The sequence below is a fragment of the Cognatundibacterium aquatile genome, assembly GCF_014699135.1.
Lineage (GTDB): Bacteria > Pseudomonadota > Gammaproteobacteria > Burkholderiales > Burkholderiaceae_D > Undibacterium > Undibacterium aquatile.
Genome location: NZ_JACOFT010000006.1, coordinates 101340 through 126314 on the forward strand (window position 1 = coordinate 101340; position 24975 = coordinate 126314).

Genomic DNA, 24975 nt, shown 5'->3' on the forward strand with positions numbered 1-24975 from the left:
ATCCACTTAAAATAAGATTTTGCGTTTCCGCTGACAAAAGCGCACATCCAGAATCGCTTTTAATCCCTGTTCGCATTTGCTTATGCGCAAACGATATAAGTGCAGTTTGTGAGAACTCTTAAATTGCCTTAAAATACAAGGCTTTGCAGCCTAAGCATGTGTTTTTCTGCGATCTGGCTGCGCCAACATCCCGAATTTTTTAGATTGGACTGTTATGACCCACGTTGTGACCGAATCCTGCATCCGCTGCCGTTATACCGATTGCGTGGATGTCTGCCCAGTGGACTGCTTCCGTGCTGGCCCGAATTTCCTGGTTATTGATCCGGACGAATGCATCGATTGCGCCGTTTGCGTTGCAGAATGCCCGGCAAATGCAATTTATGCTGAAGAAGATGTGCCGTCCGACCAGCAACAATTCATCAAGATCAATGCGGATCTGACACGCAACTGGCCTTCCATCACCAAAACAGTGGCACCGCTCACTGATGCGGATGACTGGAAAGATGTCAAAGACAAACTGCAATATCTGGAGCGCTAATCTGGCGCGGATAACTCCGTCCAGCTTATCCACATAATTTTAAGCAATATCAGGAACTATCTAGTCGTATGGAAAACAAACAAACTACCCAGGCAAATGGCGTTATTGAAGCAGATGCCGTCATCATTGGCGCAGGTCCGGTTGGCCTGTTTCAGGTGTTCGAATTAGGCCTGCTCGAAATCAAAGCCCACGTCATTGATTCTCTGCCAGTAGTTGGCGGTCAATGCGTAGAGTTGTATCCTGATAAACCGATTTATGACATCCCTGCAGTTCCTGTCTGCACAGGCCAGGAATTAACTGACAATCTGCTCAAGCAAATCGAACCGTTTGAACCTACTTTCCATCTGGGTCAGGAAGTCACGCTGGTTGCGCGTCGTGAAGATGGTCGTTTCGACCTCGAAACATCGACAGGCACCCGCTTTATCACCAAAACGATTTTCATTGCGGCAGGCGTTGGCTCATTCCAACCTCGTACCTTAAAAGTCGACGGCATAGAAGCGTTTGAAGGCAAACAGGTGTTCTACCGCGTCAAAGATCCTAGCCAGTTCCACGGCAAAAATCTGGTGATCTGCGGCGGCGGCGATTCCGCGCTCGACTGGGCATTGAATCTGGTGGGCAAAGCAGAATCCATCGTGCTTCTGCATCGTCGCGACGATTTCCGCGCAGCGCCAGCCTCTGTCGCTAAGATGAAAGAGCTGTGCGACAACTATGAAATGCAACTGACTATCGGTCAGGTTACCGGCATTGAAACCAAAGATGACCTGCTGTCTGAAATCAAAGTGACAGGTGCAGACGGCGTCACACGCCGCATGCCGCTGGATAATTTGCTGGTGTTCTTCGGCCTCTCTCCAAAACTCGGCCCTATCGCTGAGTGGGGTCTGGAAATCGAACGCAAGCAATTGAAAGTCATGGACACTGAGAAGTTTGAAACCAATGTTCCGGGTATTTTCGCGGTGGGTGATATCAACACTTATCCTGGTAAGAAAAAACTGATTTTGTCGGGCTTCCACGAAGCGGCGCTGGCTGCTTTCGGTGCAGCACCGTATATTTTCCCTGAAAAGAAAATTCACATGCAATACACGACAACATCACCAAAACTGCACAAGATTCTGGGTGTGGATACACCGACATTCGACTAAGTCGTATCATTTCTAAAAAAGCGCAAAGGTAAAAACTTTGCGCTTTTTTATTGGGAAAAAATGATCGAATCATACTTATTCGGCAATAAATTTATATCCTGATCACGTTTGTAACATTAATTTGCACACGAACGATCAGCAGCAGCAACAGAAAAACCAAAAAATTCAAAACTGGTTTATGATGCAATGCAATATCCCTATAAAAATACTGCCATAAGCAGAGAGAACTTTTCCTAAAATCCAATCAGTTGTAAGAAAACGGACTATCCGTCTTTGACCAGAAAGATGTCATCATGCTCTATCAACTTCACGAACTTAATCGCGCTTTCCTGACCCCGCTCACTCAATGGGCAGAAGCATCATCCAAGTTATTCACTAACCCGGTTTCTCCCCTTGCGCATACACCTTACGCGCAAAGAGTTGCCGCTGGTTACGAGTTAATGTTTCGCTTAGGAAAAGATTACGAGAAACCAGAGTTTGGCATCACATCAACGACCATCAACAAACAAGTCGTTGAAATTACTCAGGAAACGGCGGTCATTAAACCTTTCTGCAAGCTGCTGCACTTTAAAAAAGTATTACCAACAAAAGATCTGCAAAAATTAAAGCAGCCGACAGTATTGCTGGTTGCGCCACTCTCCGGGCACCATTCAACCCTACTGCGCGATACGGTTCGTGGCTTATTGCCGCTTCATGATGTCTACATCACCGACTGGACAGACGCCCGCATGGTGCCACTGTCGGAAGGCCGCTTCCATTTACATGACTACATCTACTACGTGCAGGAATTTATCCGCACTTTAGGCCCGGACGTACACGTTATTTCTGTATGCCAGCCTACTGTGCCGGTACTGGCAGCGATTTCCCTGATGGCGACGGATAACGATCCACATTTACCGAAAACAATGACGATGATGGGTGGGCCGATAGACCCGCGCAAATCGCCGACACAAGTCAATAACCTCGCCACCGAAAAGAAATTCTCGTGGTTTGAAAATACGGTTATTTACAGCGTACCGGCAAACTACCCGGGCTACGGTCGCAAAGTCTATCCGGGCTTTTTGCAACACACTGGTTTTGTTGCCATGAATCCGGATCGCCATGCTCAAAGCCACTGGGATTTTTACCAGCATCTGGTGAAAGGCGATGACGAATCTGCCGAACAGCATCGCAAGTTTTACGACGAATACAATGCAGTGCTGGATATGCCAGCCGATTACTACCTCGAAACCATTAAAACCGTGTTTCAGGAATTCCATTTACCTAAAGGAACCTGGGAAGTCGAAGGCAAGCCAGTGCGTCCGCAGGACATCAAAACGGTGGCTTTATTCACTGTTGAGGGTGAGCTGGATGATATTTCCGGCGCGGGGCAAACTCAGGCCGCACACGAACTTTGCAGTAGCATCCCGGCAAACATGAAACAGGATTTCGTCGCGCCCGGCTGTGGACATTATGGTATTTTTTCAGGACGTCGCTGGCGCGAAATCATCGCGCCAAAAATTGCTGAATTTATTCAAAAACACGCCTGATTTCATTGCCATCCACAAGGCGTCAGGACGGCGAATCAGCAGCCACTATTCTCACGGATAGTGGCTTTTTCCATTGTTGTTCCTGAAATTTGCGTAGATAATCTCGGCTTCGCACAACGTATTTATTTGTTTACTTCATTTCCCGTGTCCACTTCCATCGCAGCACAAATCGAAGATCTGCTTCCGCAGACGCAATGCACAAAATGTGGCTATCCATCCTGCCACCTATACGCCACCGCAATTGCCTCTGGCGAAGCCAGCTATAACCAATGCCCTCCGGGTGGTCAACAAGGGGTGGAACGTCTGGCACACTTGCTGGGTCAGCCCGTGATCGCACTCGATATCGGCCGCGGTGCTGAACGGGAACGCCCGGTTGCGGTCATTGATGAAGCCTACTGCATAGGTTGCACGCTTTGCATACAAGCATGCCCCGTCGATGCGATTATTGGTGCGCCTAAGCAGATGCATACGGTGATTGCAGAGTTATGCACAGGTTGCGATCTCTGCGTTACCCCCTGCCCTGTCGATTGCATCGCGATGTTACCGGCGACTGAGGGGGAAACCGGTTGGGACGCATGGAGTCAGGAACAGGCAAATAGCGCGCGTCAGCAATTTGAATTCAGAACCATGCGTTTAGCGCGTGAAAAGCGTGAAAATGACGAACGCCTGGCGGCCAAGGCTGCCGCAAAACTAAAGGCGCTGGAATTGGAACCTGCGCTGAGCGAGGAAGAAATACGCAGCAAAGAACGTAAAAAGGCGGTGATTGCTGCCGCAATGGAACGCGCCAGATTAAAAAAAATTGCAGCAGAAGCGGAGCAAAATAAATCATGAATGCAGAAAAACGGCATGCCATTTTTACGCGTCTGCAAAAAGAAAACCCGCATCCAACGACAGAACTTGAATACAAAACGCCTTTCGAATTACTGATTGCGGTCTTATTGTCGGCTCAGGCAACCGATGTTTCCGTCAACAAGGCTACCCGCGTGCTGTATACAGTCGCCAACACCCCTGAAGCAATTTACGCTCTCGGTGTTGATGGATTAATTCCGTATATTCAGACGATAGGCTTGTTCAGGACCAAAGCAAAAAATGTGATAGCGACCTGTCATCTGCTGATGACGGAGCATCATAGCGAAGTGCCGCGCAACCGCGAAGCGTTGGAAGCCTTGCCCGGTGTCGGCAGAAAAACCGCCAACGTTGTGATGAATACTGCGTTTGGTGAACCAACCATCGCGGTCGATACGCACATTTTCAGAGTATCAAATCGTACCGGCATCGCACCGGGTAAAAATGTTGATATTGTCGAACAAAAACTGATGAAATTCGTACCAAAAGAATTCCGTCAGGACGCCCATCACTGGCTGATCCTGCATGGTCGTTACACCTGTATCGCCAGAAAACCCAAATGCTGGAATTGTATGATCGCTGACTTATGCGAGTACAAACAAAAAACGCCCTTACCCGACAAAGTGTAAAAAATAAGGGCGCAGTGAATAGTTAAACGATTTTGCAGGCTTCTTCAAAACTGAGACGTGGCGAACGAGGGAATAATTTCTCTGCATCGCCATAACCCAGATTACAGATAAAATTAACTTTCACTTCCGTTCCAGCAAAAAAACTTTGATCGATCTTCTCTGCGTCAAAGCCAGACATAGGCCCGCAATCCAGACCAATCGCTCGCGCCGCCAGCATCAGATAAGCGCCTTGCAATGACGAATTACGAAATGCCGTCGACTCAATCGCCGCCTGATTCCCGACGAACCATGAACGCGCATCGGTATGCGGGAAGAGTTTAGGCAATTGTTCATAAAACGCCATATCCATACCGACAATGGCAGTCACCGGTGCAGTTTTTACCTTATCGACATTTCCCGCAGAGACGCAGGCAGCTAACTTTTCCTTTTCAGCGTCCGACTTTACAAAGACTATGCGCGCCGGCGTTGAATTCGCAGCAGTCGCGCCCCACTTCATCAATTCATAAATCTGATACAACTGCGCGTCGCTGACTGGCTTGGCGAGCCAGACATTATGCGTGCGGGCGTGGGAAAATAGAGTGTCGAGGGCGTCTTGATTCAGCATTGTTTTTCCTTTTTACTGTGGCAGATGAATAAATGAAGTCTGAAAATGTTCAGGCTTCAAAGCGATAAATGAAAAATCCCCTACAATAGCAAACTTCAAATTTAAGCTCCGGTATCAATGTTATGTTTAACCCCAGCCAACAAGATGTCAGACGTTTTTTTTGCGAAACCTACAGAAAAAACCAGGCACGTGAGATTCTGACACCACTGGAAGCGATTGCTTCAGACTGGATCAGGCAACACCCTGAATACGATGAGACTTTACACGATGCAGAAGAAGCGCTGCAGGCGAATTACAGCGTCGATCAGGGGCAAACCAATCCTTTTCTACATTTATCGATGCATCTGTCGATTTCAGAGCAAATCTCCGTCGATCAGCCACGCGGCGTCAAAGCAGCATTTCAGATGCTCGCCAACAAATACAACTCAGAACATGAAGCACACCATCAGATCATGGAATGTCTGGGTGAGATGATCTGGAACTCCCAGCGAACCGGGCTGCCACCGGATGGTCAGGCCTATATTGAGGCCTTACAACAACGATGCCGATAAAAAAAGCCACGTTCAACGTGGCTTTTTATCTTTTTACGCTTTGCACTCAATGAACGAGCGTTTTTCTGGCTTATTTTTTCAGTACCAGACTGCCAGGCAAGCTGTGCAGGTAAGCAGCAATATTTTGAATATCAGTATTCGACAAAGCCTTTGCCTGTCCGCCCATAATCGCATTGCCACGCCCATTCGCGCCATCCGCACCGCGCTGATACGCCTTCAATGCCTGCGCCAGATAATCCACATGTTGCCCAGCCAGTTTAGGGTAAGCCGGATCAATCGGCGAGTTGTAATCTTTACCGTGGCAAGACGCACAGTTATTTTTTTCAGTTGCCGCTTTGCCAGCCTCAATATTGCCCGCAGCAAAAGCAGAAACAGAAAAGAACGAAAGCAGCAACGCCAGTAATTTGACTTTTTTCATCTTGATCTCCGACTCTTATTTTTGTTGTGAATAGTAAGCAGCTAAATCAGCGATATCCTGATCAGTCAGGCTACCAGCAATACCGCGCATAGATGGATGTTTACGTTCACCCTTTTGGTATGCTTTCAGCGCACTTTCTATGTATTTAGCAGACTGCCCGCCGATCATCGGGACTTGAAAAACTTCAGGGTATGTCGCCTTGTATCCAGGAATGGCATGGCAACCTATGCACATAGCAATTTTTTTATCAGCAGCATCTTTAGCATTGCCAACAACTTCAGCCGCTGCTGCAGCTTGAGCGAGACTCGTGAAAACGAGGAGTGCGAACAGTTTTTTCATATGAGCTTTAATAAGAATTATACAAACTGAAAAATGAAGACAACACCTTGATGTAGCTCAGCATTCTATATGATCAAAATCAATTTTGCGTAAAAAAAAGTCAGCAAAAACCCACAATTTGCACAACCATGCAGCAGTTTGTTGCGTCCTGTGTCGTGTAGCTCTACAAAAGGCGATTTTGCTAATTTAGAAAAACGCACATCCGTTCACAAAATTACAGATTCTCGCTTATACTCAATAAGCTTATTTAACTCTTCTGATACCACCATGACGCTGGAAACTACGACTCTCCGTTTTGATGGCGCCGACAACTACGTCGCCACCGATGATTTGAAACTTGCCGTCAACGCTGCGTTAAAACTGCAGCGTCCGCTACTGATCAAAGGCGAACCCGGCACCGGCAAAACCATGCTGGCAGAAGAAGTGGCGGCAGCGCTGAATATGCCCTTACTGCAATGGCACATCAAATCCACCACCAAAGCCCAGCAAGGCCTTTACGAATACGATGCCGTCTCCCGCTTGCGCGACTCCCAGCTTGGCGATGAGCGCGTCAAAGACATCCATAACTACATCGTCAAAGGTGTTTTATGGCAGGCGTTTACAGCTGACCAGCCGGTCGTGCTGCTGATCGATGAAATTGATAAAGCCGATATCGAATTCCCGAATGATTTGCTGCGCGAACTCGATCGCATGGAATTCTACGTCTACGAAACACGTGAAATGGTGCGCGCCAAACATCGACCACTGGTCATCATCACATCCAATAATGAAAAAGAATTGCCGGATGCATTTTTGCGCCGCTGCTTTTTCCATTACATTAAATTCCCAGACAAAGAGACAATGCAAAAAATTGTCGATGTCCACTTCCCCAAACTCAAGGCAGATCTACTGACACAAGCTTTGCAGACGTTTTACGAAGTGCGCGACGTGGCCGGCCTGAAGAAAAAACCTTCCACATCCGAATTTATCGACTGGCTGAAACTCTTGCTGGCAGAAGATATTCCAGCCGACGCCCTGCGCAGTAAAGACAATAAAGCCATCGTGCCGCCACTGCATGGTGCCCTGCTGAAAAATGAGCAAGACGTGCACTTGTTTGAACGCCTGATCTTCATGTCCCGCAACAGCCGCTAATTCGCTAATCAATTCCACATCAACGCGCAGACGCTTGCATACACCAGTGCTCTGCGCGTCACATCAAAATTTCTCGTTCAAAACCCTCCGCAATTTTCAGAATTAGCAGAGAACAGTTTCTCCGACTCTCGCCTCAATACCCTAATTTTTCTAAAAGCTCCTATTGTCGCAAAATGAGACCGCGTGAATTGAAAACAAAAAAAGTAACTTATAAGTTACTTTTTGAGTTTTATGAGTTACCATTCTCCGGCTTAATAGACTATTCGATAATTCATTTTCAGGAAGAGGATCATCATGCAAAAATCAGATAGAGCAAAAACCGATCAGCTTATTCACGCTTCGCGAACAATGTTGTGGCTTGCATTGATTGTCGTTGCTCTCCTAGGAGCAATCGCCCTCGCCATCAATCTCTTTCCTGAATCTGGCTGGGGCAATCGACTACAGCAGCTTTTACAAATCCTGCCAATATTCATTGTTGCAGGAATATTTTCTATTCGAAAAAAAGGGCTCAAGCTAGACCCTAATGACTCAGCGATGAAAGCCGTACTCGAAGACGAGCTGCGTGTCGCGAGCGCGCACCGTGCCTATCGTTACGGATTTATCGGCGTTTTATTCGCACAACCGACACTCGCCCTTTTACTACAACTCATTCAACAAAATAACGTTTGGCTCATGTGCAGCATGAGCCTGACGCTTGGCTTCAGCGTCTTCATCGCTACCACACTCATACTGGATCGCTAGTCGATGATCCGCCCATTTTTCTTGAGCCAATAAAATGAATGAACAATTGAAAACCACCATGAAGGTGCAGCGAGCGATGCGCGATCTGACTCAGGCGGACCTTGCAGAAATGAGTGGCATCACCCGAAAATCAATCAACGCCATTGAGACGGGGAATATGGTGCCATCGATTATTTTGGCGCTCAAACTTGCACGCTGCTTACAAGTACCCATTGAACAGCTATTTAGTTTGGAAGTTCTTCCGGAATAAACAAGGAAACAAGCGATAAGACATTCAGCATCATCAATGCGCAGACGCTTGCATCTATCAAACTCTGCGCAAATTCGGCAAAAAAAAACGGCATCACCGTTCAGGTAATGCCGTTTTTGCTGAGTAGAAAAACCGTCGTTTATTCAACGGCTAAATCAATTACTGCGCTTCTTTCAACTGATCAAGAATGGCTGGATTTTCGAGAGTTGATACGTCTTGCGTGATGGTTTCGCCTTTTGCCAGAACGCGCAATAAGCGACGCATGATTTTGCCGGAGCGGGTTTTAGGCAAATTATCACCAAAACGAATTTCTTTTGGTTTGGCAATCGGGCCGATTTCTTTGGCAACCCAGTTACGCAGTTCTGTCGCAATTTGTTTCGCTTCATCGCCAATCGGACGGCTGCGTTTCAGCACCACGAATGCGCAAATCGCTTCACCTGTGGTGTCATCAGGCTTGCCGACCACGGCTGCTTCTGCCACCAGCGGATGTGCAACCAGTGCCGATTCAATTTCCATCGTGCCCATGCGGTGACCAGACACATTCAGTACGTCGTCAATACGACCGGTAATAGTGAAGTAGCCGGTGTCTTTATTGCGGATGGCGCCGTCACCGGCGAGATAAATCTTGCCGCCGAATTCCTCTGGGAAATAGCCTTTTTTGAAGCGCTCCGGATCGCCCCAGATTGTGCGTATCATCGCTGGCCATGGACGTTTCACAACCAGAATACCGCCCTGCCCGTTCGGCAAATCATGGCCAGTTTCATCCACAATGGCCGACATGATTCCGGGTAAAGGCAAGGTGCAGGAACCAGGTACGAGCGGCGTTGCGCCTGGCAATGGGGTCATCATGTGACCACCGGTTTCCGTCTGCCAGAATGTATCAACGATAGGGCAATTGCCACGCCCGATATTGTTGTAGTACCACATCCAAGCTTCCGGATTAATCGGCTCGCCCACCGAGCCCAGCAAGCGCAGGGACGACAGATCAAATTTTGCCGGATGCACATTGGCATCCGCATCGGCGGCTTTGATCAGTGAACGGATTGCCGTTGGTGCAGTATAGAAAATCGTCGCTTTATGTTTTTCTACCATGTCCCAGAAACGTCCTGCATTCGGGAAGGTTGGAATACCTTCGAATACAATTTCTGTCGCACCGACTGCCAGCGGGCCATAGGTAATGTAGGTATGGCCTGTGACCCAGCCGATATCGGCAGTACACCAGAATACGTCAGATGGTTTGATATCAAAGGTCCACTTCATTGTGAGAATCGCCCACAACAAGTAACCGCCGGAAGAATGCTGCACGCCTTTTGGCTTGCCGGTGGAGCCGGAAGTGTAAAGAATAAACAGCGGATGCTCGGCGCTGACCCATTCAGGCTCGCAGACAGCAGACTGATTGGCAACCAGATCGTTCATCCACAGATCGCGTCCGGCAGTCAGATTAATTGCACCGCCAGTGCGTTTGTAGATCACGACATTTTTAACTTTTTCGCAGTCGCCAAGCGTCAGCGCTTCATCCACGATCACTTTCAGTGGCAGATGTTTACCACCACGTACCTGTTCGTCTGCGGTGATAACGGCGACTGCCCCCACGTCAACGATACGTTCATGCAAGGATTTTGCAGAAAACCCGCCAAACACCACGGAATGCGTCGCGCCGATACGTGCGCAGGCTTGCATTGCGACCACGCCTTCCACTGACATCGGCATATAAATCACAACGCGATCACCTTTAGTGATGCCGAGCGACTTCAATCCATTCGCAAACTGGCAGACCTTGTGATGCAATTCTTTGTAAGTCACTTTGGTGACCTCACCGCCATCTGCCTCGAAAATGACAGCAACTTTATCGCCATTCCCTTTTTGCAGATTCACATCCAGGCAGTTGTAAGACACGTTCATCAGACCATCTTCAAACCATTTGTAAAACGGCGCATCGGTTTCATCCAGCACCGTTTCAAATGGCTTGTGCCAATGCAGATTTTCACGCGCAAGTTTGGCCCAGAAACCTTCGTAATCGGTTTCTGCTTCCTTGCACATCGCGTGGTAGGCATCCATGCCGGAAATCGTTGCATTCGCAGCGAAAGCGGCTGGCGGAGGGAAAATCCGGGATTCGGCTTTTACATCTGACGCTGAATTTTGGGCGGTATTAAGGTCTGACATACGTGTCTCCAATTTTTATAGTTTGATTGAAATCATCAACGAAGTAATAGGCAAACCTTAAACTTGGAGACTTACTCAAGCCTTACGGTTTGCAAGCGCAAGCAATACCAAAACAATACCAATTTACCACATCAGATCTGCAGTAAAATCCTGCCACTCATACAATACAACAATCACAACGAGAACAGCAGTGGCATCACCAATGCTATGCCGTGCCGATCTGCCGCCGCACTCTGTTGCCACACAAAAATAAACCGCTTCAACAAATCCAGCGTTCTCACACGATCAGTCAGTGCCCATGTAAAATACCGCCTGCATTCATGTCAACCTGGCAGATAAAGACAGGGCTTACGCAAAGTTGTACCGGCAAAGCATGGCGACGAAGACAGTACGAATAGGTCGGTCGGGAGCCATAACGCCACTGGGACGGCTTTGCGTAAGCCCTAAAGAGACGAAGAGAACACCACATGTCAACACCAGAAACCCATAGCAAACTATCGCCACTCGCTAACCTGATATTTTTCAGCCGCTGGTTGCAACTGCCACTGTATCTCGGCCTGATCCTTGCGCAATGCGTTTATGTCTTTCATTTCTGGGTAGAACTGGTTGACCTGATCGGTGCTGCACTTGGCAATCAAGCTGCGCTGCAACACATTCTTGATGCGGTTTCCACTGGCGGTGATCGTCCGACCAAACTGACAGAAACCACGATCATGCTGGTGGTGTTGGGATTAATTGACGTGGTGATGATTTCCAACCTGTTAATCATGGTGATTATCGGCGGCTATGAAACATTTGTTTCCCGTCTCGGGCTGGACGGTCACCCGGATCAGCCGGAATGGCTGTCGCACGTCAATGCTTCGGTACTGAAAGTGAAATTGGCGATGGCGATCATCGGAATTTCCTCTATTCATTTGCTGAAAACATTTATCAATGCCGGCAATTACAAATCAGAAGTGATCATCGCGCAGACGGCAATACACATTGCGTTTCTGCTGTCCGCGATGGCAATCGCCTACTGCGATCAGATTATGACCAAGACACAGCAAGCCGCTGCTAAACATTAATAACAACGCACAAACTCAAACCAATCATGTGCCCTGCCTCCCAATATTCATGCGGTCTTCCTGAGCAGTCATCTGGACACCCGTATCTTTATTGGGGTTCCGCCACATCACTGGTTGATACCCGCGCCAATATTCGCTGTGCCAATATCGGCACAGCAAAGATACAGCGCAAAGAACCCTCGCTTTTTTCATTCACCTAGCCAAGAGCCACATCATGACAGTCATTAAACAAGACGACCTGATCGAATCCGTTGCTGCAGCCCTGCAATTCATCAGTTACTACCATCCTGCTGATTACATTGCCCATCTGGCGCGTGCTTATGAAGCAGAACAAAGCCCTGCCGCGAAAGATGCGATTGCGCAGATTCTGACAAACTCGCGCATGTGCGCTGAAGGCCACCGCCCTATCTGCCAGGACACCGGCATCGTCAACGTATTCCTGAAAATCGGTATGGGCGTGCGTTTTGAAGGTTTTTCCGGCTCCGTCATTGATGCCGTAAACGAAGGTGTGCGTCAGGGCTACAACAATGCCGATAACAAGCTGCGCGCATCCATCGTTGCCGATCCGCAGTTTGAACGTAAGAACACCAAAGACAACACGCCAGCCGTGGTACACATGGAACTGGTGCCGGGCAATACCGTTGATGTCAAAGTCGCAGCCAAAGGCGGCGGCTCTGAAAACAAAACAAAATTCGTGATGCTGAACCCATCTGATTCACTGGTGGACTGGGTCATGAAAACCGTGCCGACCATGGGCGCAGGCTGGTGTCCGCCAGGTATGCTGGGTATAGGTATCGGCGGTACAGCCGAAAAAGCTATGCTGATGGCGAAAGAATCCCTGATGGATGACATCGACATGTACGAGCTGAAAAAGCGCGGCCCACAAAACAAACTCGAAGAATTGCGTATCGAGTTGTGCGACAAGGTCAATGCACTTGGCATAGGCGCGCAAGGTCTGGGTGGTCTGACGACAGTGCTCGACGTCAAGATCAATATGTATCCGACGCACGCTGCATCTAAGCCAGTTGCGATGATTCCTAACTGTGCGGCAACACGTCATGCGCACTTCGTACTCGACGGTTCTGGCCCGACTTATATCGAACCACCGAAACTGTCTGATTGGCCCGATGTTCACTGGACACCGGATACAGAAAAATCCAAGCGCGTTGATCTGAACACGCTGACAAAAGCGGAAGTCGCTTCATGGAAACCAGGCCAGACTTTGCTGCTGAACGGCAAAATGCTGACCGGCCGCGATGCTGCGCACAAACGTATTCAGGACATGCTGGCCAAAGGTGAATCGCTGCCAGTTGATTTCACCAACCGCGTAATTTACTACGTTGGCCCGGTTGATCCTGTGCGCGATGAAGCGGTTGGCCCGGCTGGCCCGACCACGGCAACCCGCATGGATAAATTCACCGACATGATGCTGGAAAAAACTGGTCTGATCTCGATGATCGGTAAAGCGGAACGTGGCCCGGTCGCGATTGAATCGATCAAGAAGCATCAGTCTGCTTATCTGATGGCAGTCGGCGGCGCGGCGTATCTGGTCTCAAAAGCAATCAAATCTGCCAAGGTTGTTGGCTTCGCTGATCTGGGTATGGAAGCGATTTATGAATTTGACGTGGTGGATATGCCGGTCACTGTGGCAGTCGATTCAAACGGGACTTCGGTGCATAACACCGGCCCTAAAGAATGGCAGGCAAAAATCGGCATCATTCCGGTTCAGTAATATCCGCAGTTTCCTAAGCTAATCACCACAGGACTGAAGCAGAATAAGACCAGACAGCGAGTCACTGGCACAATTCTGCCTCAGTCCTTTTTCATGAAAACCACGTATGCCATTTGCCCCTGATGCACCAATCGGTGTGTTTGATTCCGGCGTTGGCGGCTTATCAGTGTTGCAGCATATCCGTCAGACACTGCCGCAAGAATCCCTGATCTATTTTGCCGACTCCGGCTTTGCCCCTTACGGAGAAAAACCAGAAGCCGTCATTATTGATCGCAGCCTCGCAATTACCGATTTTCTCTTGCAACATCACATCAAAGCGCTGGTTGTGGCGTGTAACACAGCGACTGCAGCGGCGATACAATTACTTCGCCAGCGCCACCCTGATCTGATCATCGTCGGCATTGAACCCGGCTTAAAGCCTGCGGCAGCGCTGACTCAATCCGGCGTCATCGGCGTCCTCGCGACACGAGGCACTTTGCATAGCAAAAAATTTCAGGATCTGCGCGATCATCTGACGCAGACGACCGGCATCAAAGTGGAACAGCGAGCCTGCATAGGACTTGCGAGCCAGATAGAAAAAGGCGAACTGCATTCCTCCACAACCTCTACCTTGATACAAAAATACCTGACTCCATTATTGAATGCTGGTGCGGATGCCATTGTGCTCGGCTGCACGCATTACCCGTTCGTTATTCCACTCATCAACGATGTGATTGCGCAAACCTCAGAACCGGGCAGACAAGTACACATCATCGATACCGGATTAGCTGTCGCTCAGCAATTAAAACGACGGCTCATCAAAACGAATTTGCTAACGCATAGCAGTGACACCGCCGACGTCACCGCTTGGACTACGGGCAGCCAATCCAGCCTGAAAACGGCGTTCACACAGTTATTGAAAATGCCTGCAACCACGATACACACAGTAGTCCCACAACATATACCGACAGACAAATAAAAACGGCGCTCAACGGCGCCGTTTTTATTTGCGAGCGTGATGCTCAGTATTTAGCAGTGTTCAGCAAAACCGAGCAGCACCAGGTATAACCTCATTAACTCAGCACGGCCGCAATTGCCTTCGCCGTTGCTTCCACATTGCCAGTATTCAGACCAGCGACGCACATACGACCCGAGCGCACCAGGTACACGCCGAACTCGTCTTTCAGGCGATCACATTGTTCTGCAGTCAGGCCGGTGTAGCTGAACATGCCGCGTTGTGTGAGGAAGTAGCTGAAATCGCGGCCAGGCAATTTCGCACTCAGCACATCATGCAACTGACGGCGCATCAACTGAATACGGTCACGCATCGCAACCACCTCTGCTTCCCACATCGGGCGCAACTCAGGGTCTGTCAACACACGCGCCACTAATTGGCCACCATGCAGAGGCGGATTCGAATAATTGCGACGAATTGTTGCCTTCATCTGACCAAGCACATTCACCGCCTGCGCCGCATCCGGGCAAACAACACTTAATGCACCGCAACGCTCGCCATACAGACTCATACTCTTGGAAAACGAATTAGCGACAAAGAAGCTCAAGCCCTCATCGGCCAGCAAGCGTACCGCATACGCATCTTCCTCTATGCCATCGCCATAACCCTGATAAGCCAGATCGAGGAAAGCGATCAGCTCGCGCTCTTTCAGCACGGGCACCAGGGCCTGCCATTGCGCTTGCGTCAGATCAACGCCGGTCGGGTTGTGGCAGCATGCATGCAACAAGACGACGCTTTTCTTTTCTGCTGCCTTCAATGCTTCCAGCATCGCATCAAAACGCAAACCACCAGTCGCGGCGTCATAGTATGGATACGTTTTAACCGTGATTCCCGAGCCCTCAAACACGGCACGGTGATTGTCCCAGGTCGGATCACTCACCAGCATGACGGAACCGGGGAAATAACGATGAATAAAATCGCCGCCGACTTTCAGGCCACCGCTGGAACCCACCGTCTGCAAGGTCACAATGCGACCAGCCTTGACCGCCGCATGCTCGGCACCAAACAACAAATGCTGAACCGCTGTACGGAAATTCACCGCGCCTTCCATCGGCAAATAAGGACGTGCCCCCGCCTCAGCCACTACTTTCAGCTCCGCAGCACGCACTGATGGCAACATCGGGATTTTTCCTGCATCGTCGAAATAAATGCCAATAGATAAATTAATTTTATTTGGCCGCGGATCTTTACCAAATGCTTCATTCAAAGATAAGATAGGATCGCCAGGATAGGCTTCAACGTGCTGAAACATGGTATGACTCCGGATAGTTATCAATAAGTAAGACATTGCATTGATGCGGTTGCGCAACACAAGACAATGCAGTCAGGCGTCATTTTGACATACATGCGTCGCGAAACAGGATACACATAGTGTTTTTACGAGGGAAAACTGTATCTGTGAGTATGCATTCTGCCATCTGTCCGCATACCACCTGTGAGGCGCATCAAAGATATGCTTCATCCCCCATTCTATAGAACGACATCCTCCTAACGACGTATAGCTGCAGCAATCACTTTGCTTTACTCTGAGATTCGGCTGGATCAGACCGGTAACCATTCCGGACAGTACTTTTTATACCAACACCGATGTCGACACCAGTTTTCCAGAGCAATACAGAAATGGCAGCTCCCCGGAAAATTTTGCAGCACGTCCCATCATCATTTGAGAGGTATTTATATGAAGCTCATAATTAAAACGGCTTGTGCAATGCTGGCAATGGTCACAACCCTGATCACCGCCCCTGTCGCCAGTGCTGCAGGTAATGTTAAAGCCGCTGCAAAATCCACCGGTGATTTTGGCGCACCGCAGGGTATGCCTATTCAGGCTATATTAACCAGCCCGCCGAATGTTCCGCCACCGATTAAAAGAAAATATCCGGCAAAAGTGATTGTCAATCTGGAGGTCATCGAGAAAGAAATGCCCATTTCTGAAGGGGTGAGCTACACCTTCTGGACATTTGGTGGCACGGTTCCGGGGAGCTTTATCCGCGTTCGTCAGGGCGACACCGTTGAATTTCACCTGAAGAATCATCCTGCCAACAAAATGCCACACAATATTGACCTGCACGGCGTGACAGGCCCTGGCGGCGGCGCAGCATCCAGCTTCACTGCACCTGGACATGAATCCCAATTCTCTTTCAAAGCCCTCAATGAAGGCATTTACGTCTATCACTGCGCAACTGCTCCGGTCGGTATGCACATCGGTAACGGTATGTATGGTTTGATCTTAGTAGAGCCACCAGAAGGATTACCTGCTGTCGATCACGAGTACTACGTCATGCAAGGTGACTTCTACACCACCGGCAAATACCGTGAAAAAGGCCTGCAACCATTTGACATGGAAAAAGCCATCGACGAAAGACCAACTTACGTTCTGTTCAATGGTGCTGAAGGCGCGCTGACTGGCGACAAGGCACTCAAAGCTAAAACCAATGAAAAAATCCGTCTGTTCGTCGGTAATGGTGGCCCAAATCTGGTGTCAAGCTTCCATGTGATCGGTGCGATTTTCGACAAGGTACGTTTTGAAGGCGGCACTAATTTCCAGAAAAATGTACAAACTACGCTGATCCCGGCTGGTGGTGCTGCGGTCGTGGAATATACAACCAAAGTTCCGGGCAGCTTCGTGATGGTGGACCACTCCATCTTCCGTGCATTCAACAAGGGTGCGCTGGCTATTATCAAAGTGGATGGGCCTGAAAATAAAGCCATCTATTCCGGTAAAGAGGTCGATGCGGTTTACCTGGGTGACCGTGCCGGCCCTAACCTGGCTGCCGTCACCAAAGCGACAGCCAACGCAGCCAGTGGCACACTGACATTGCAAGATCAGGTGCTGGCGGGAAAAGCCCTGTTTGAAGGCACCTGCTCAGTCTGCCATCAATCCAATGGTGCTGGCTTGCCGGGCGTCTTTCCTCCTCTGACAAAATCAGATTACCTGAACGCCGATCATCAGCGTGCGATCAAAGTAGTGCTACAGGGACTCAGTGGCAAAGTCACAGTCAATGGCAGCGAATTTAACTCTGTGATGCCGCCGATGAATCAGTTAAATGATGATGAAGTCGCCAATATCCTGACGTATATCCTCAACAGCTGGGATAACAAAGGCGGCCAGATCAAGAGCGATGATGTGAAGGCCATCCGTGCGAAAACCCCGGTAAAAGCGTCGGCTGAACACTGATCGCCAATACCAGGCAGATATTGCGCATAGATTGAATAGCTACTGAACTTGATTTACTTTCCACCGGAGAACCCGTTGAGTACTTTGTCCAGACCAGGTAATACATCCACAGTGCTGGCAAGCTTACGGGTTTCCTTCGGAATTCCCTTGCTGATCGTGGCGTCACTGCTATCAATCAGCGGGATAGCACAGGCAGCATCGATGGAAAATTATCAGGCCATTCCGGCAGGCAGCATCGATAGTGTGCTGTCTGCCGGACGCGGCCTCAGCAATCTTCCCGTCAAAATCAATGCGTTTTATCTGCGCACGCAACCAGTGACAACAGCAGAGTTTTTTGCATTTACCAAAGCACACCCTGAATGGGAAAAAGCCAATATCCCCAGTATTTTTGCGGATGAGAGTTACCTCAGCCAGATACCTGACACCGGCCCCGAAGCCAGTCAGGCGGATACTCCGGTAACACAGGTCAGCTGGTTTGCCGCCCAGGCATACTGCGAATCTGAAGGCGGACGGCTTCCTTCCTGGTATGAATGGGAATATGTCGCAGCGGCCGACGAAACTCATGCCGATGCGCGCAAGGATCCGAAATGGCGGGCAAAGATTTTGTCCTGGTATTCCCAACCCGGCAGTTCCAGCCCGGTCAAAGTCGGTGGTGCGCCCAATTACTACGGCATCAGCAATATGCATGGCCTGATCTGGGAATGGGTGGACGACTTCAATGCCTTGCTGGTCAGTGCAGACAGCCGCAATCAGGGCGACCCTGATCAATTACAGTACTGCGGCGCCGGAGCAATCAGCCTGCAGGATAGAGATAACTTTGCCATACTCATGCGCGTTGCCTTGCTGTCCGCCATGAATGGCGCCAACACTACGCGACAACTGGGTTTTCGCTGTGCGAAAAACCTACCTCAGGAAAAACCATGAAACGACTGAACTCATTGACTACCGGCCTGCTGTTCTCGGCAAGCTGCCTTTTGCTGGCATCAGCCACATCCGTGCTGGCGCAAACCGCTGACGGCTCCACTTCCAGTAGCAGCGCCAGCGTCACCGCCACAGCAACTGCCAAACCCCTGCCCGGTAATTCGGTTTATAAGATTGCTGCCACACTGAGCAATCAGAATAACGAATCCTTCACACTGGCAGACAAGCGCGGCAAACCTGTGTTGGTCAGCATGTTTTATAACTCATGTGAATTCGTCTGCCCTATGCTGATCGAATCGATGCGGCTGGTGGAAAAAGACCTGACCCCGGCAGAGCGCGACAATCTGTCCATGATGCTGATAACCTTCGATCCGGCACGCGACGATACGCAGGCACTGCAATCGGTTGCCAGCAAGCATGAACTGAATTCAAAATACTGGACCATTGCCCGTACCGACCCTGCCAGCGTCCGCAAGATTGCGGCTGCACTGGGTATTCAATACCGCCTGCTGGAAGACGGGGAATTCAATCACACCACAGCCATGATACTGCTGGATGGCAATGGCAAAATTGTGGGGCGCACACAGAAAATCGGCAAGTCTGATCCGGCTTTCCTGAAACAAGTCAGAAAAGCCCTGCAAAATCCGTAACAGCACAAGCGGTCAATACGCTCAATACACCTCGTTAAAAAAAGCCCTGCATCAGATATCTGACGCAGGGCTTTTTCTTTTGTCGGCAAGCGGACAGACACGTCAGACGACGTTCGTCGGGTAGCCAATGGCGTCAGCCTCGGCATAGACCTCACTTAAATCAGCATCAGGATTCAACGCCAGAATGAGCGCATCATCAAGCGGCTGATGAGAAAACAACGCCTCTACCGCGGCAAGCGACACAGCAACTTCGTAGTACTCTTCCGCCCAAGTTTTATAGGCCGCAGGCTCCGAAACGATCAGCGCAAGCATGTCGTCGGAACCATCATGACCTAAACTGCTGCTGACCTTACTCCAGCCCACATCGCCCATTTGTCGCCAGTAGCAAAAAGTTGCGCATTCCATAGAAAATGCCGGCTCCTGCAAAAATGACGCAAAATTCGCTGGTACCTGCACCTGAATGTTGTGAGGAAGTTCAGCATCATCAGCCAGTTCGTGCGCGTAACCCTTGAGCGCCGCCCCGGCAGCGTCCAGCAGCAAGAACCAGTCATCGCCGCAGCCATTCCGCATCGAGGCCATCTCTTCACCCTGCCCCCAATGGCGATCAAAGCTGTAATAGCGATATTCCCATTCCGGACAAAGTATCACATCCAGCATCGCAAGCGATTGCGTGACCCGTCGTATTTCTGGAATGGATGGTAGTAAATCGGGGGACATGTTTGGTACTTAACGTTTGACGTGAGGGGCCGCCGTAGCGGCGAAGCCGCGAAGGGAACCCACAAGCGCAGCTTGTGGGCGGTCCCTCTCGACGGAATGGTTAGGCGGTATCACGCCGCCGCTTTGTAGCCATCAAACGACCGGCTAACCGACGACTTTCTTTGCAACGGGCTTGGCTGCGACTTTCTTTGCAACGGGCTTGGCTGCGGCTTTCTTTGCAACGGGCTTGGCTGCGGCTTTCTTTGCAACGGGCTTGGCTGCGGCTTTCTTTGCAACGGGCTTGGCTGCGGCTTTCTTCGCCACGGGCTTTATTCCGGAAACGGCGGGTCTGCTGGCGCGCACTATCCAATCTTGCGTCTTTTCGTATCCCTGCGGCTTTGCATCTTGTGCAAGTAGGTTGAGAAATTCCTTAATCACTGGCGCTAGGTCGGGATCGCTGCTGCTAGCACCGCCGAGAATTTTTGAGTTGATCTCGTTCATCAACTTCTCAGCGCGCTCTTTGAGCTCTTGAGCTTTTTTCGAGTTGCTTTTTTTTACGGACCAAGCGTTGTATTTATCGTAAAGCGAGCCAAGAATTTTCCAGCCAGCGGCAATAGCTGATCCTGTGATGAGTGGTTCTGGCATGTTTCCTCCAAAGTGTAAAAAAGGGAGCCTAACAACGAAGGTCAGCGGCAGTCAGACAGCGAAGCTGACTGACTTTCCGCTGGACCGAATTGTTATGCCGCAGCATCTACAAACACCTTATCTCTGTGCCATTTCATGTACTTTATATGCGCTGGCTGGAGGCATACCTTGGCATCATTGGAACATCCAAGCGCTTTGCGTGCGGCAGTCGGCAATGCTTTTGATATCAGTACTTCGCCGCTATCTGTGAAAGAAATGAGTCCTTTGTCAAAGAGAGCATCAAAATTTGGTGACAGAAGAAGCCCATTGAATTTGTCTAGACGCTCAGCGTTCGTGGAGTCTCTCCATGGTTTTATGTGTGATGCCCGAAGAATACTGACATATTCACAGCCGGTAACGCAGCACTTACTCCACATGGAAATAAGGCTCTCCCGAAACGCCCCTTGGCCGATGCGCGCCTTTACCAATTGCTGCTTTTCTGTTTCCGTGAGGTTGGGGTTTTGAGAAACATCTTTCTCAGCAATTTCATCAAGCAACTCAGAAACTTCAGGGGAAATCCAGTACTTTCTTTCAACGCCAAACGTTCCTGTTTTCGATGGATTTACCCCAATTGACTCACAGAAACTAAAATAAGCCTTATCCAACACGGTGTTAATAATGGGCTTGGATCCAAGCACCGCATTTATGGCAGCGTTCGTAACACGCCCATCTCTGCCTGGATTGTTTGCATGAGTTGCTAGTTTATTATCAATATATCCAACAAACCTTGATGGCGCGAATGAGAGTCCCGTTTGAGCCTCGTATGGCAAGAAGCAGGTTCCACGCTTAATCAGTGTCCTGTATTCCGCTTGCTCTTCGTTCCTTGCTCTTCTTCCTCGCTCCAGCTCTGCGATATTGTTTTTAATCTGCTCTAGGGTGGTGACGACGTTCATTCAATGGACTCCGATTATGCTGCATAACGTTTGACGTGAGGGGCCGCCGTAGCGGCGAAGCCGCGAAGGGACCCCGCAAGCACAGCTTGTGGGCGGTCCCTCTCGACGGAATTGTTGGGCGTCACGGGCACTCTCCTTCGATGTGCTTTTCTAGAGCCTCGATTTCTTCCCCGAGCTTTTTTAAATGCAGATCATTCCGCTCACGGTCGAACCTCTCAGGTGCGTCAATGGATGCTGGATCAGCCCCATTGGCTTTTAGGTACTCGGCAATTTTGAAGTGACCAAAATCAACCGCGACTCTCAACGGAGTAAAGCCAAGCTCACCCTCCTGATGGATATTAATGCCATTGGAGACGAGAAGCTGGGCGGACTCTAGATCGCCCCATACACAAACAGCATGAAGAGCATTGTCTCCAAGCGCATTTGTTGCATTGATGGAGTCGAAGACCACGTAACTGAAATCGGGCGAGCTCTTAATGCGATTCAGCAATTCAACGACACGTTCATTCATGGCCATGATAATGACGCCCAACGTGCGAGCTCAGCGGGCGGCGAAGCCGTCCGCTGGAGCACAGGGTTAGCCTTCGGCGGCCACATAGGGCGACTCCGCTGACCAGAACTTGTTAAGCCCTCGCCACCAGCGCTGCGACTCCAGGCCGAGGAACGGGAAGAACGCTTCGGGGCTCGTCGCCGAGTGGCTCCAAACATTCTGAATCCCTTCTAGCACACCGATGGTGGCGAACTCTCGAACCCAGGGCGTTCCCTCGGTGTGCAGCCTCTCGATAGCAATACCGACCGCCCTGAACGCCTCGGCATCTCCAGCTTGAAAGCGCTCAAGCAAGTGTGCTGCGAACTCCCCTGCGGCCAAGTACAAGACGTCATTCCCAAAGGCCTCAACGTGCTGTTTCCACTGATCCTCGAATGACGGACAGGCGTCAACGAGGATTTGCATGGTTTCGGTCTGCTCGATCATCGGAAGAGAAGGCTAACTTGTTTTAAAGTGCAAAATGGCAAAATATCAGATGAATAGAAAATAAGCAACAAGTTCCAATGCCTCGCAAGTCCTTATCTGGTATAGCTTTTTTTCGTTATACTGATTAAAAACACAGTATAACAACAGGAACCTGTCTGCGTTCGTCGCAGGCTCAAATATGTCGGGGCATCACGTCAGTTGGGCGCACAGTCGCATACGCCCAAGCCCGGGAAAAACGTCCGCATCCTGCATACTCCCCCCTGTTTTTAAGAAAACACCCTTAATCCCTGCAGAAACATTGGGCTTATAGATATACCCCGGGGAGTATATTTTCGGGGTTTGAAGGGCTGAAAAAGTGTATGGAGAGCACCTGAGGCTGCCAGCCAACGCGTATAGCACAAAAAATCAGTGGCAGAAAGTCGGGTGACTTGCCTGCACTCTGACAATATTGGTTATGAAATTCGTTTAATCCAGCGGGCGGCACAGCGACAGCACATGCCCCTGATCTGGTCGGGCGGCGCCGCTCAGCATGGCTTCATAGACCTGACGTACGTCGGCTTCGCCATAGCCGTGGCTGATCTGCATCCACGGTTTTTCAGCCGCCATGACGGGTTGCATGAAGGCTTGCCATGCGTCTGCGAGGCGTTTCTGTACGCCACCCGGGCCCCAGTCTGTCATGCGTTTTTTGATTTGTGCCGGAGCAAAAAACAGGGTTGGTCGCGCACCCGGCAAACCGGATGCACCGCTGAGTTCGTCCCAGTGCGTGCCGCCGACGGCGCAGCTGTATTTCATGTTGTCGCCGAAATGATGATGCAGCTGGCTGCGCAACTGCCCGTTGCCCGCCATATCGACATAGACCACGGCCTGCTCCGCCGCCAGTGTGGCGACCTGATCATAGCTGATGACCTGGTCGTAAATTCCCATATTGCGGACGAAGTCCAGATTCGCCGCCGAGGTCAGGCCGATCACCTTGCAGGCTTTGTCCTTGCGCTGCGACAGCATGAACGCGAGGCCATACGCCGTTTTGCTGGAGGCGCTGGAAATCAGCACCGATTGCGCACCGAAAAACTGGTTGTCATCGAGAAAATCATCGATCATGAAGGATGTGATAAACAGCGGCCGCAGCAGCACCTGCACGTCTTCCGATTCTTTGGTGTAACCAGGGTCGGTCGTGGTTCTGACGTAATGGTTGTACAAGCCATGCATGGCCTGACGGTGTTCTGCCCCATCCATAAAACCAGCGTCTGAGACTCGGGTCGCATTCACGGTCAGATGCGTCGCCATCGGGTAGTAGCCATAAAAACGCTCACCAACCTGCACACCGTCGGCTTTGGACGCGATCACGTCGGCAAAGCCCCAGACCGGAATATTCCCCCAGCCATCTTCCGTAGGAAAGAAATTCCAGTATTGCATGGCCTCGCCAAAAGCGGCATAGGTCACGTTATTGGATGTAAAAGCAAAGCGGTCTATCTGCAGCAACACCTGTCCGTCTTGCAGCTCGCCCAGCGTTGGTACACGCAAAGGGACGAATCTGGATTCAGGTAAGTGGCTTTTGTTGACGATAAATTCTTTCGGCTGGATGCTCATGTCTCGTTATCTGTTTTATTAAAAAATGCAGTATTGCATGTTTTTTGACATCTTTTCCCCCGGTCACCGTTGTGATTCAAAAAAAATGCGCCTCGTCACTATCGATGATTGTGCTTCTTCTCATCGGCAACGCCACCGATGCCATTGTTTATCCAGACCAGACTACAAAAGGCGTAATGACGGGCAAATTTGATGCATTTTACAAAAAACCAGCGCAGCGGCAAAAACACAGCCAACAAAATAAAAGCACAGAACGCACCAAGATGGACATCGAATATTCCACTCAAACACAAGATAAGAAATTAAAGTGCGGAATGCACCAACCTGAACACCACTTTGGTGCAATGCAATAAAATCAGAAAAATCAGGCGCTCACAAGCTCTGATTTTACAAAACCAAGAAATTCACTGACAAAAAAAAAGCCCGCATTTGCGGGCTTAAATCCAAAACCTGAGAGGTGTTGGAGGAGACAGTTCCAATATACTGCATTGCAGCAAAAATATCTACATCAATAACAAAAAAAGACCATTATTTTTTTATTTGCCAAAATTAAGGACTCTTCAAAGCAAACTAGTTGCTTCAAACATACACATTGCATGCAACACAATAATTACATTTGCGACAACAATGTTAAAAATGTAAAATGTTTATTGGCGTTTATTTAATGAAATTGACTTGAATCAACGTCAGATTCCGGTGATGCCAGATACGTTCAGGTACATCAC

Annotated in this window: 27 protein-coding genes; 16 read left to right on the forward strand and 11 right to left on the reverse strand. The window is 49.7% G+C overall.

Annotation, left to right across the window (positions count from 1 at the left end; translation table 11 throughout):
* The first annotated feature begins 214 nt into the window (after positions 1-214).
* The 5 genes from fdxA to nth all read left to right on the forward strand — a co-directional run bounded on the left by fdxA (position 215) and on the right by nth (position 4681).
* Positions 215-538, forward strand: a complete 324-nt coding sequence (gene fdxA, locus H8K26_RS15440) for a ferredoxin FdxA (protein WP_186898148.1) — start codon at positions 215-217, stop codon at positions 536-538.
* Between the two features lie 68 nt (positions 539-606).
* Positions 607-1677 carry an NAD(P)/FAD-dependent oxidoreductase gene (locus H8K26_RS15445; RefSeq protein ID WP_186885791.1) on the forward strand — a complete coding sequence of 357 codons (1071 nt, stop codon included), beginning with the start codon at positions 607-609 and terminating at the stop codon, positions 1675-1677.
* Positions 1678-1970: 293 nt separating this feature from the next.
* The gene (locus H8K26_RS15450) at positions 1971-3206 is read left to right on the forward strand and encodes a polyhydroxyalkanoate depolymerase (protein ID WP_186885790.1); all 1236 of its coding nucleotides are present in this window, start codon (positions 1971-1973) and stop codon (positions 3204-3206) included.
* 120 nt (positions 3207-3326) lie between these two features.
* Positions 3327-4037 carry an electron transport complex subunit RsxB gene (gene rsxB, locus H8K26_RS15455; RefSeq protein ID WP_390367082.1) on the forward strand — a complete coding sequence of 237 codons (711 nt, stop codon included), beginning with the start codon at positions 3327-3329 and terminating at the stop codon, positions 4035-4037.
* The gene (gene nth / locus H8K26_RS15460; RefSeq protein WP_190480752.1) at positions 4034-4681 is read left to right on the forward strand and encodes an endonuclease III; all 648 of its coding nucleotides are present in this window, start codon (positions 4034-4036) and stop codon (positions 4679-4681) included. The genes rsxB and nth overlap by 4 nt, the downstream gene beginning before the upstream one ends.
* 22 nt (positions 4682-4703) lie before the next feature.
* On the opposite strand, the gene H8K26_RS15465 is transcribed toward nth, so the two are convergent.
* On the reverse strand, positions 4704-5285 hold the full coding sequence (locus H8K26_RS15465; RefSeq protein ID WP_190480753.1) for a malonic semialdehyde reductase: 582 nt from the start codon (positions 5283-5285) through the stop codon (positions 4704-4706).
* A gap of 122 nt (positions 5286-5407) precedes the next feature.
* On the opposite strand from H8K26_RS15465, the gene H8K26_RS15470 reads away from it, so the two are divergent.
* Entirely contained in the window at positions 5408-5836 is a 429-nt protein-coding gene (locus H8K26_RS15470) for a DUF1841 family protein (RefSeq protein ID WP_186885787.1), read from the forward strand.
* A gap of 70 nt (positions 5837-5906) precedes the next feature.
* On the opposite strand, the gene H8K26_RS15475 is transcribed toward H8K26_RS15470, so the two are convergent.
* Positions 5907-6254 carry a c-type cytochrome gene (locus tag H8K26_RS15475; protein WP_190480754.1) on the reverse strand — a complete coding sequence of 116 codons (348 nt, stop codon included), beginning with the start codon at positions 6252-6254 and terminating at the stop codon, positions 5907-5909.
* A gap of 15 nt (positions 6255-6269) precedes the next feature.
* Positions 6270-6593, reverse strand: coding sequence for a c-type cytochrome (locus H8K26_RS15480; RefSeq protein ID WP_186885785.1), 324 nt, complete (start codon positions 6591-6593; stop codon positions 6270-6272).
* A gap of 267 nt (positions 6594-6860) precedes the next feature.
* Between H8K26_RS15480 and H8K26_RS15485 the strand changes: the two genes are divergently transcribed.
* The 3 genes from H8K26_RS15485 (at position 6861) to H8K26_RS15495 (ending at position 8715) form a co-directional block, all read left to right on the forward strand.
* Positions 6861-7724 (forward strand): AAA family ATPase, encoded by an 864-nt coding sequence (locus H8K26_RS15485; protein ID WP_190480755.1) that lies wholly within the window; start codon positions 6861-6863, stop codon positions 7722-7724.
* 294 nt (positions 7725-8018) lie between these two features.
* Positions 8019-8465 carry a hypothetical protein gene (locus H8K26_RS15490; RefSeq protein WP_190480756.1) on the forward strand — a complete coding sequence of 149 codons (447 nt, stop codon included), beginning with the start codon at positions 8019-8021 and terminating at the stop codon, positions 8463-8465.
* Positions 8466-8499: 34 nt separating this feature from the next.
* Positions 8500-8715, forward strand: coding sequence for a helix-turn-helix transcriptional regulator (locus H8K26_RS15495; RefSeq protein ID WP_223827055.1), 216 nt, complete (start codon positions 8500-8502; stop codon positions 8713-8715).
* A 159-nt stretch (positions 8716-8874) separates the two neighbouring features.
* On the opposite strand, the gene acs is transcribed toward H8K26_RS15495, so the two are convergent.
* Positions 8875-10878 carry an acetate--CoA ligase gene (gene acs / locus H8K26_RS15500; RefSeq protein WP_190480757.1) on the reverse strand — a complete coding sequence of 668 codons (2004 nt, stop codon included), beginning with the start codon at positions 10876-10878 and terminating at the stop codon, positions 8875-8877.
* A gap of 467 nt (positions 10879-11345) precedes the next feature.
* Between acs and H8K26_RS15505 the strand changes: the two genes are divergently transcribed.
* From H8K26_RS15505 to murI, 3 genes are all read left to right on the forward strand, one after another.
* The gene (locus tag H8K26_RS15505; protein ID WP_186885782.1) at positions 11346-11945 is read left to right on the forward strand and encodes a TIGR00645 family protein; all 600 of its coding nucleotides are present in this window, start codon (positions 11346-11348) and stop codon (positions 11943-11945) included.
* A gap of 214 nt (positions 11946-12159) precedes the next feature.
* Positions 12160-13677: a fumarate hydratase gene (locus H8K26_RS15510; RefSeq protein WP_190480758.1), complete on the forward strand. Its 1518-nt coding sequence runs from the start codon at positions 12160-12162 to the stop codon at positions 13675-13677.
* A gap of 106 nt (positions 13678-13783) precedes the next feature.
* Entirely contained in the window at positions 13784-14635 is an 852-nt protein-coding gene (murI, locus tag H8K26_RS15515; RefSeq protein ID WP_190480759.1) for a glutamate racemase, read from the forward strand.
* A gap of 94 nt (positions 14636-14729) precedes the next feature.
* Here the strand turns inward: murI and H8K26_RS15520 are convergent, their stop codons facing one another.
* On the reverse strand, positions 14730-15923 hold the full coding sequence (locus H8K26_RS15520) for an amino acid aminotransferase (RefSeq protein ID WP_190480760.1): 1194 nt from the start codon (positions 15921-15923) through the stop codon (positions 14730-14732).
* Between the two features lie 465 nt (positions 15924-16388).
* Here H8K26_RS15520 and nirK point away from each other — a divergent pair, with 465 nt between their 5' ends.
* The 3 genes from nirK to H8K26_RS15535 all read left to right on the forward strand — a co-directional run bounded on the left by nirK (position 16389) and on the right by H8K26_RS15535 (position 19417).
* The gene (gene nirK / locus H8K26_RS15525) at positions 16389-17846 is read left to right on the forward strand and encodes a copper-containing nitrite reductase (RefSeq protein ID WP_223827070.1); all 1458 of its coding nucleotides are present in this window, start codon (positions 16389-16391) and stop codon (positions 17844-17846) included.
* A 75-nt stretch (positions 17847-17921) separates the two neighbouring features.
* A complete protein-coding gene (locus tag H8K26_RS15530) occupies positions 17922-18770 on the forward strand; it encodes a formylglycine-generating enzyme family protein (RefSeq protein ID WP_223827056.1) in 849 nt (282 codons plus the stop codon).
* Complete coding sequence (locus H8K26_RS15535; RefSeq protein ID WP_190480761.1) at positions 18767-19417, forward strand: SCO family protein; 651 nt, start codon at positions 18767-18769, stop codon at positions 19415-19417. The genes H8K26_RS15530 and H8K26_RS15535 overlap by 4 nt, the downstream gene beginning before the upstream one ends.
* A gap of 102 nt (positions 19418-19519) precedes the next feature.
* Here the strand turns inward: H8K26_RS15535 and H8K26_RS15540 are convergent, their stop codons facing one another.
* From H8K26_RS15540 to H8K26_RS15565, 6 genes are all read right to left on the reverse strand, one after another.
* Positions 19520-20134, reverse strand: a complete 615-nt coding sequence (locus H8K26_RS15540; RefSeq protein ID WP_190480762.1) for a hypothetical protein — start codon at positions 20132-20134, stop codon at positions 19520-19522.
* Positions 20135-20278: 144 nt separating this feature from the next.
* Positions 20279-20758 carry a hypothetical protein gene (locus tag H8K26_RS15545; RefSeq protein WP_190480763.1) on the reverse strand — a complete coding sequence of 160 codons (480 nt, stop codon included), beginning with the start codon at positions 20756-20758 and terminating at the stop codon, positions 20279-20281.
* A 92-nt stretch (positions 20759-20850) separates the two neighbouring features.
* Positions 20851-21690: an HNH endonuclease gene (locus H8K26_RS15550; protein ID WP_190480764.1), complete on the reverse strand. Its 840-nt coding sequence runs from the start codon at positions 21688-21690 to the stop codon at positions 20851-20853.
* Positions 21691-21811: 121 nt separating this feature from the next.
* Entirely contained in the window at positions 21812-22207 is a 396-nt protein-coding gene (locus H8K26_RS15555) for an ankyrin repeat domain-containing protein (protein WP_190480765.1), read from the reverse strand.
* Between the two features lie 60 nt (positions 22208-22267).
* Positions 22268-22642 carry a DUF7674 family protein gene (locus H8K26_RS15560; RefSeq protein ID WP_190480766.1) on the reverse strand — a complete coding sequence of 125 codons (375 nt, stop codon included), beginning with the start codon at positions 22640-22642 and terminating at the stop codon, positions 22268-22270.
* A 486-nt stretch (positions 22643-23128) separates the two neighbouring features.
* On the reverse strand, positions 23129-24250 hold the full coding sequence (locus tag H8K26_RS15565; RefSeq protein ID WP_223827057.1) for a DUF2855 family protein: 1122 nt from the start codon (positions 24248-24250) through the stop codon (positions 23129-23131).
* A 71-nt stretch (positions 24251-24321) separates the two neighbouring features.
* Here H8K26_RS15565 and H8K26_RS15570 point away from each other — a divergent pair, with 71 nt between their 5' ends.
* Complete coding sequence (locus H8K26_RS15570; RefSeq protein ID WP_190480767.1) at positions 24322-24603, forward strand: hypothetical protein; 282 nt, start codon at positions 24322-24324, stop codon at positions 24601-24603.
* The last annotated feature ends 372 nt before the right edge of the window (positions 24604-24975 follow it).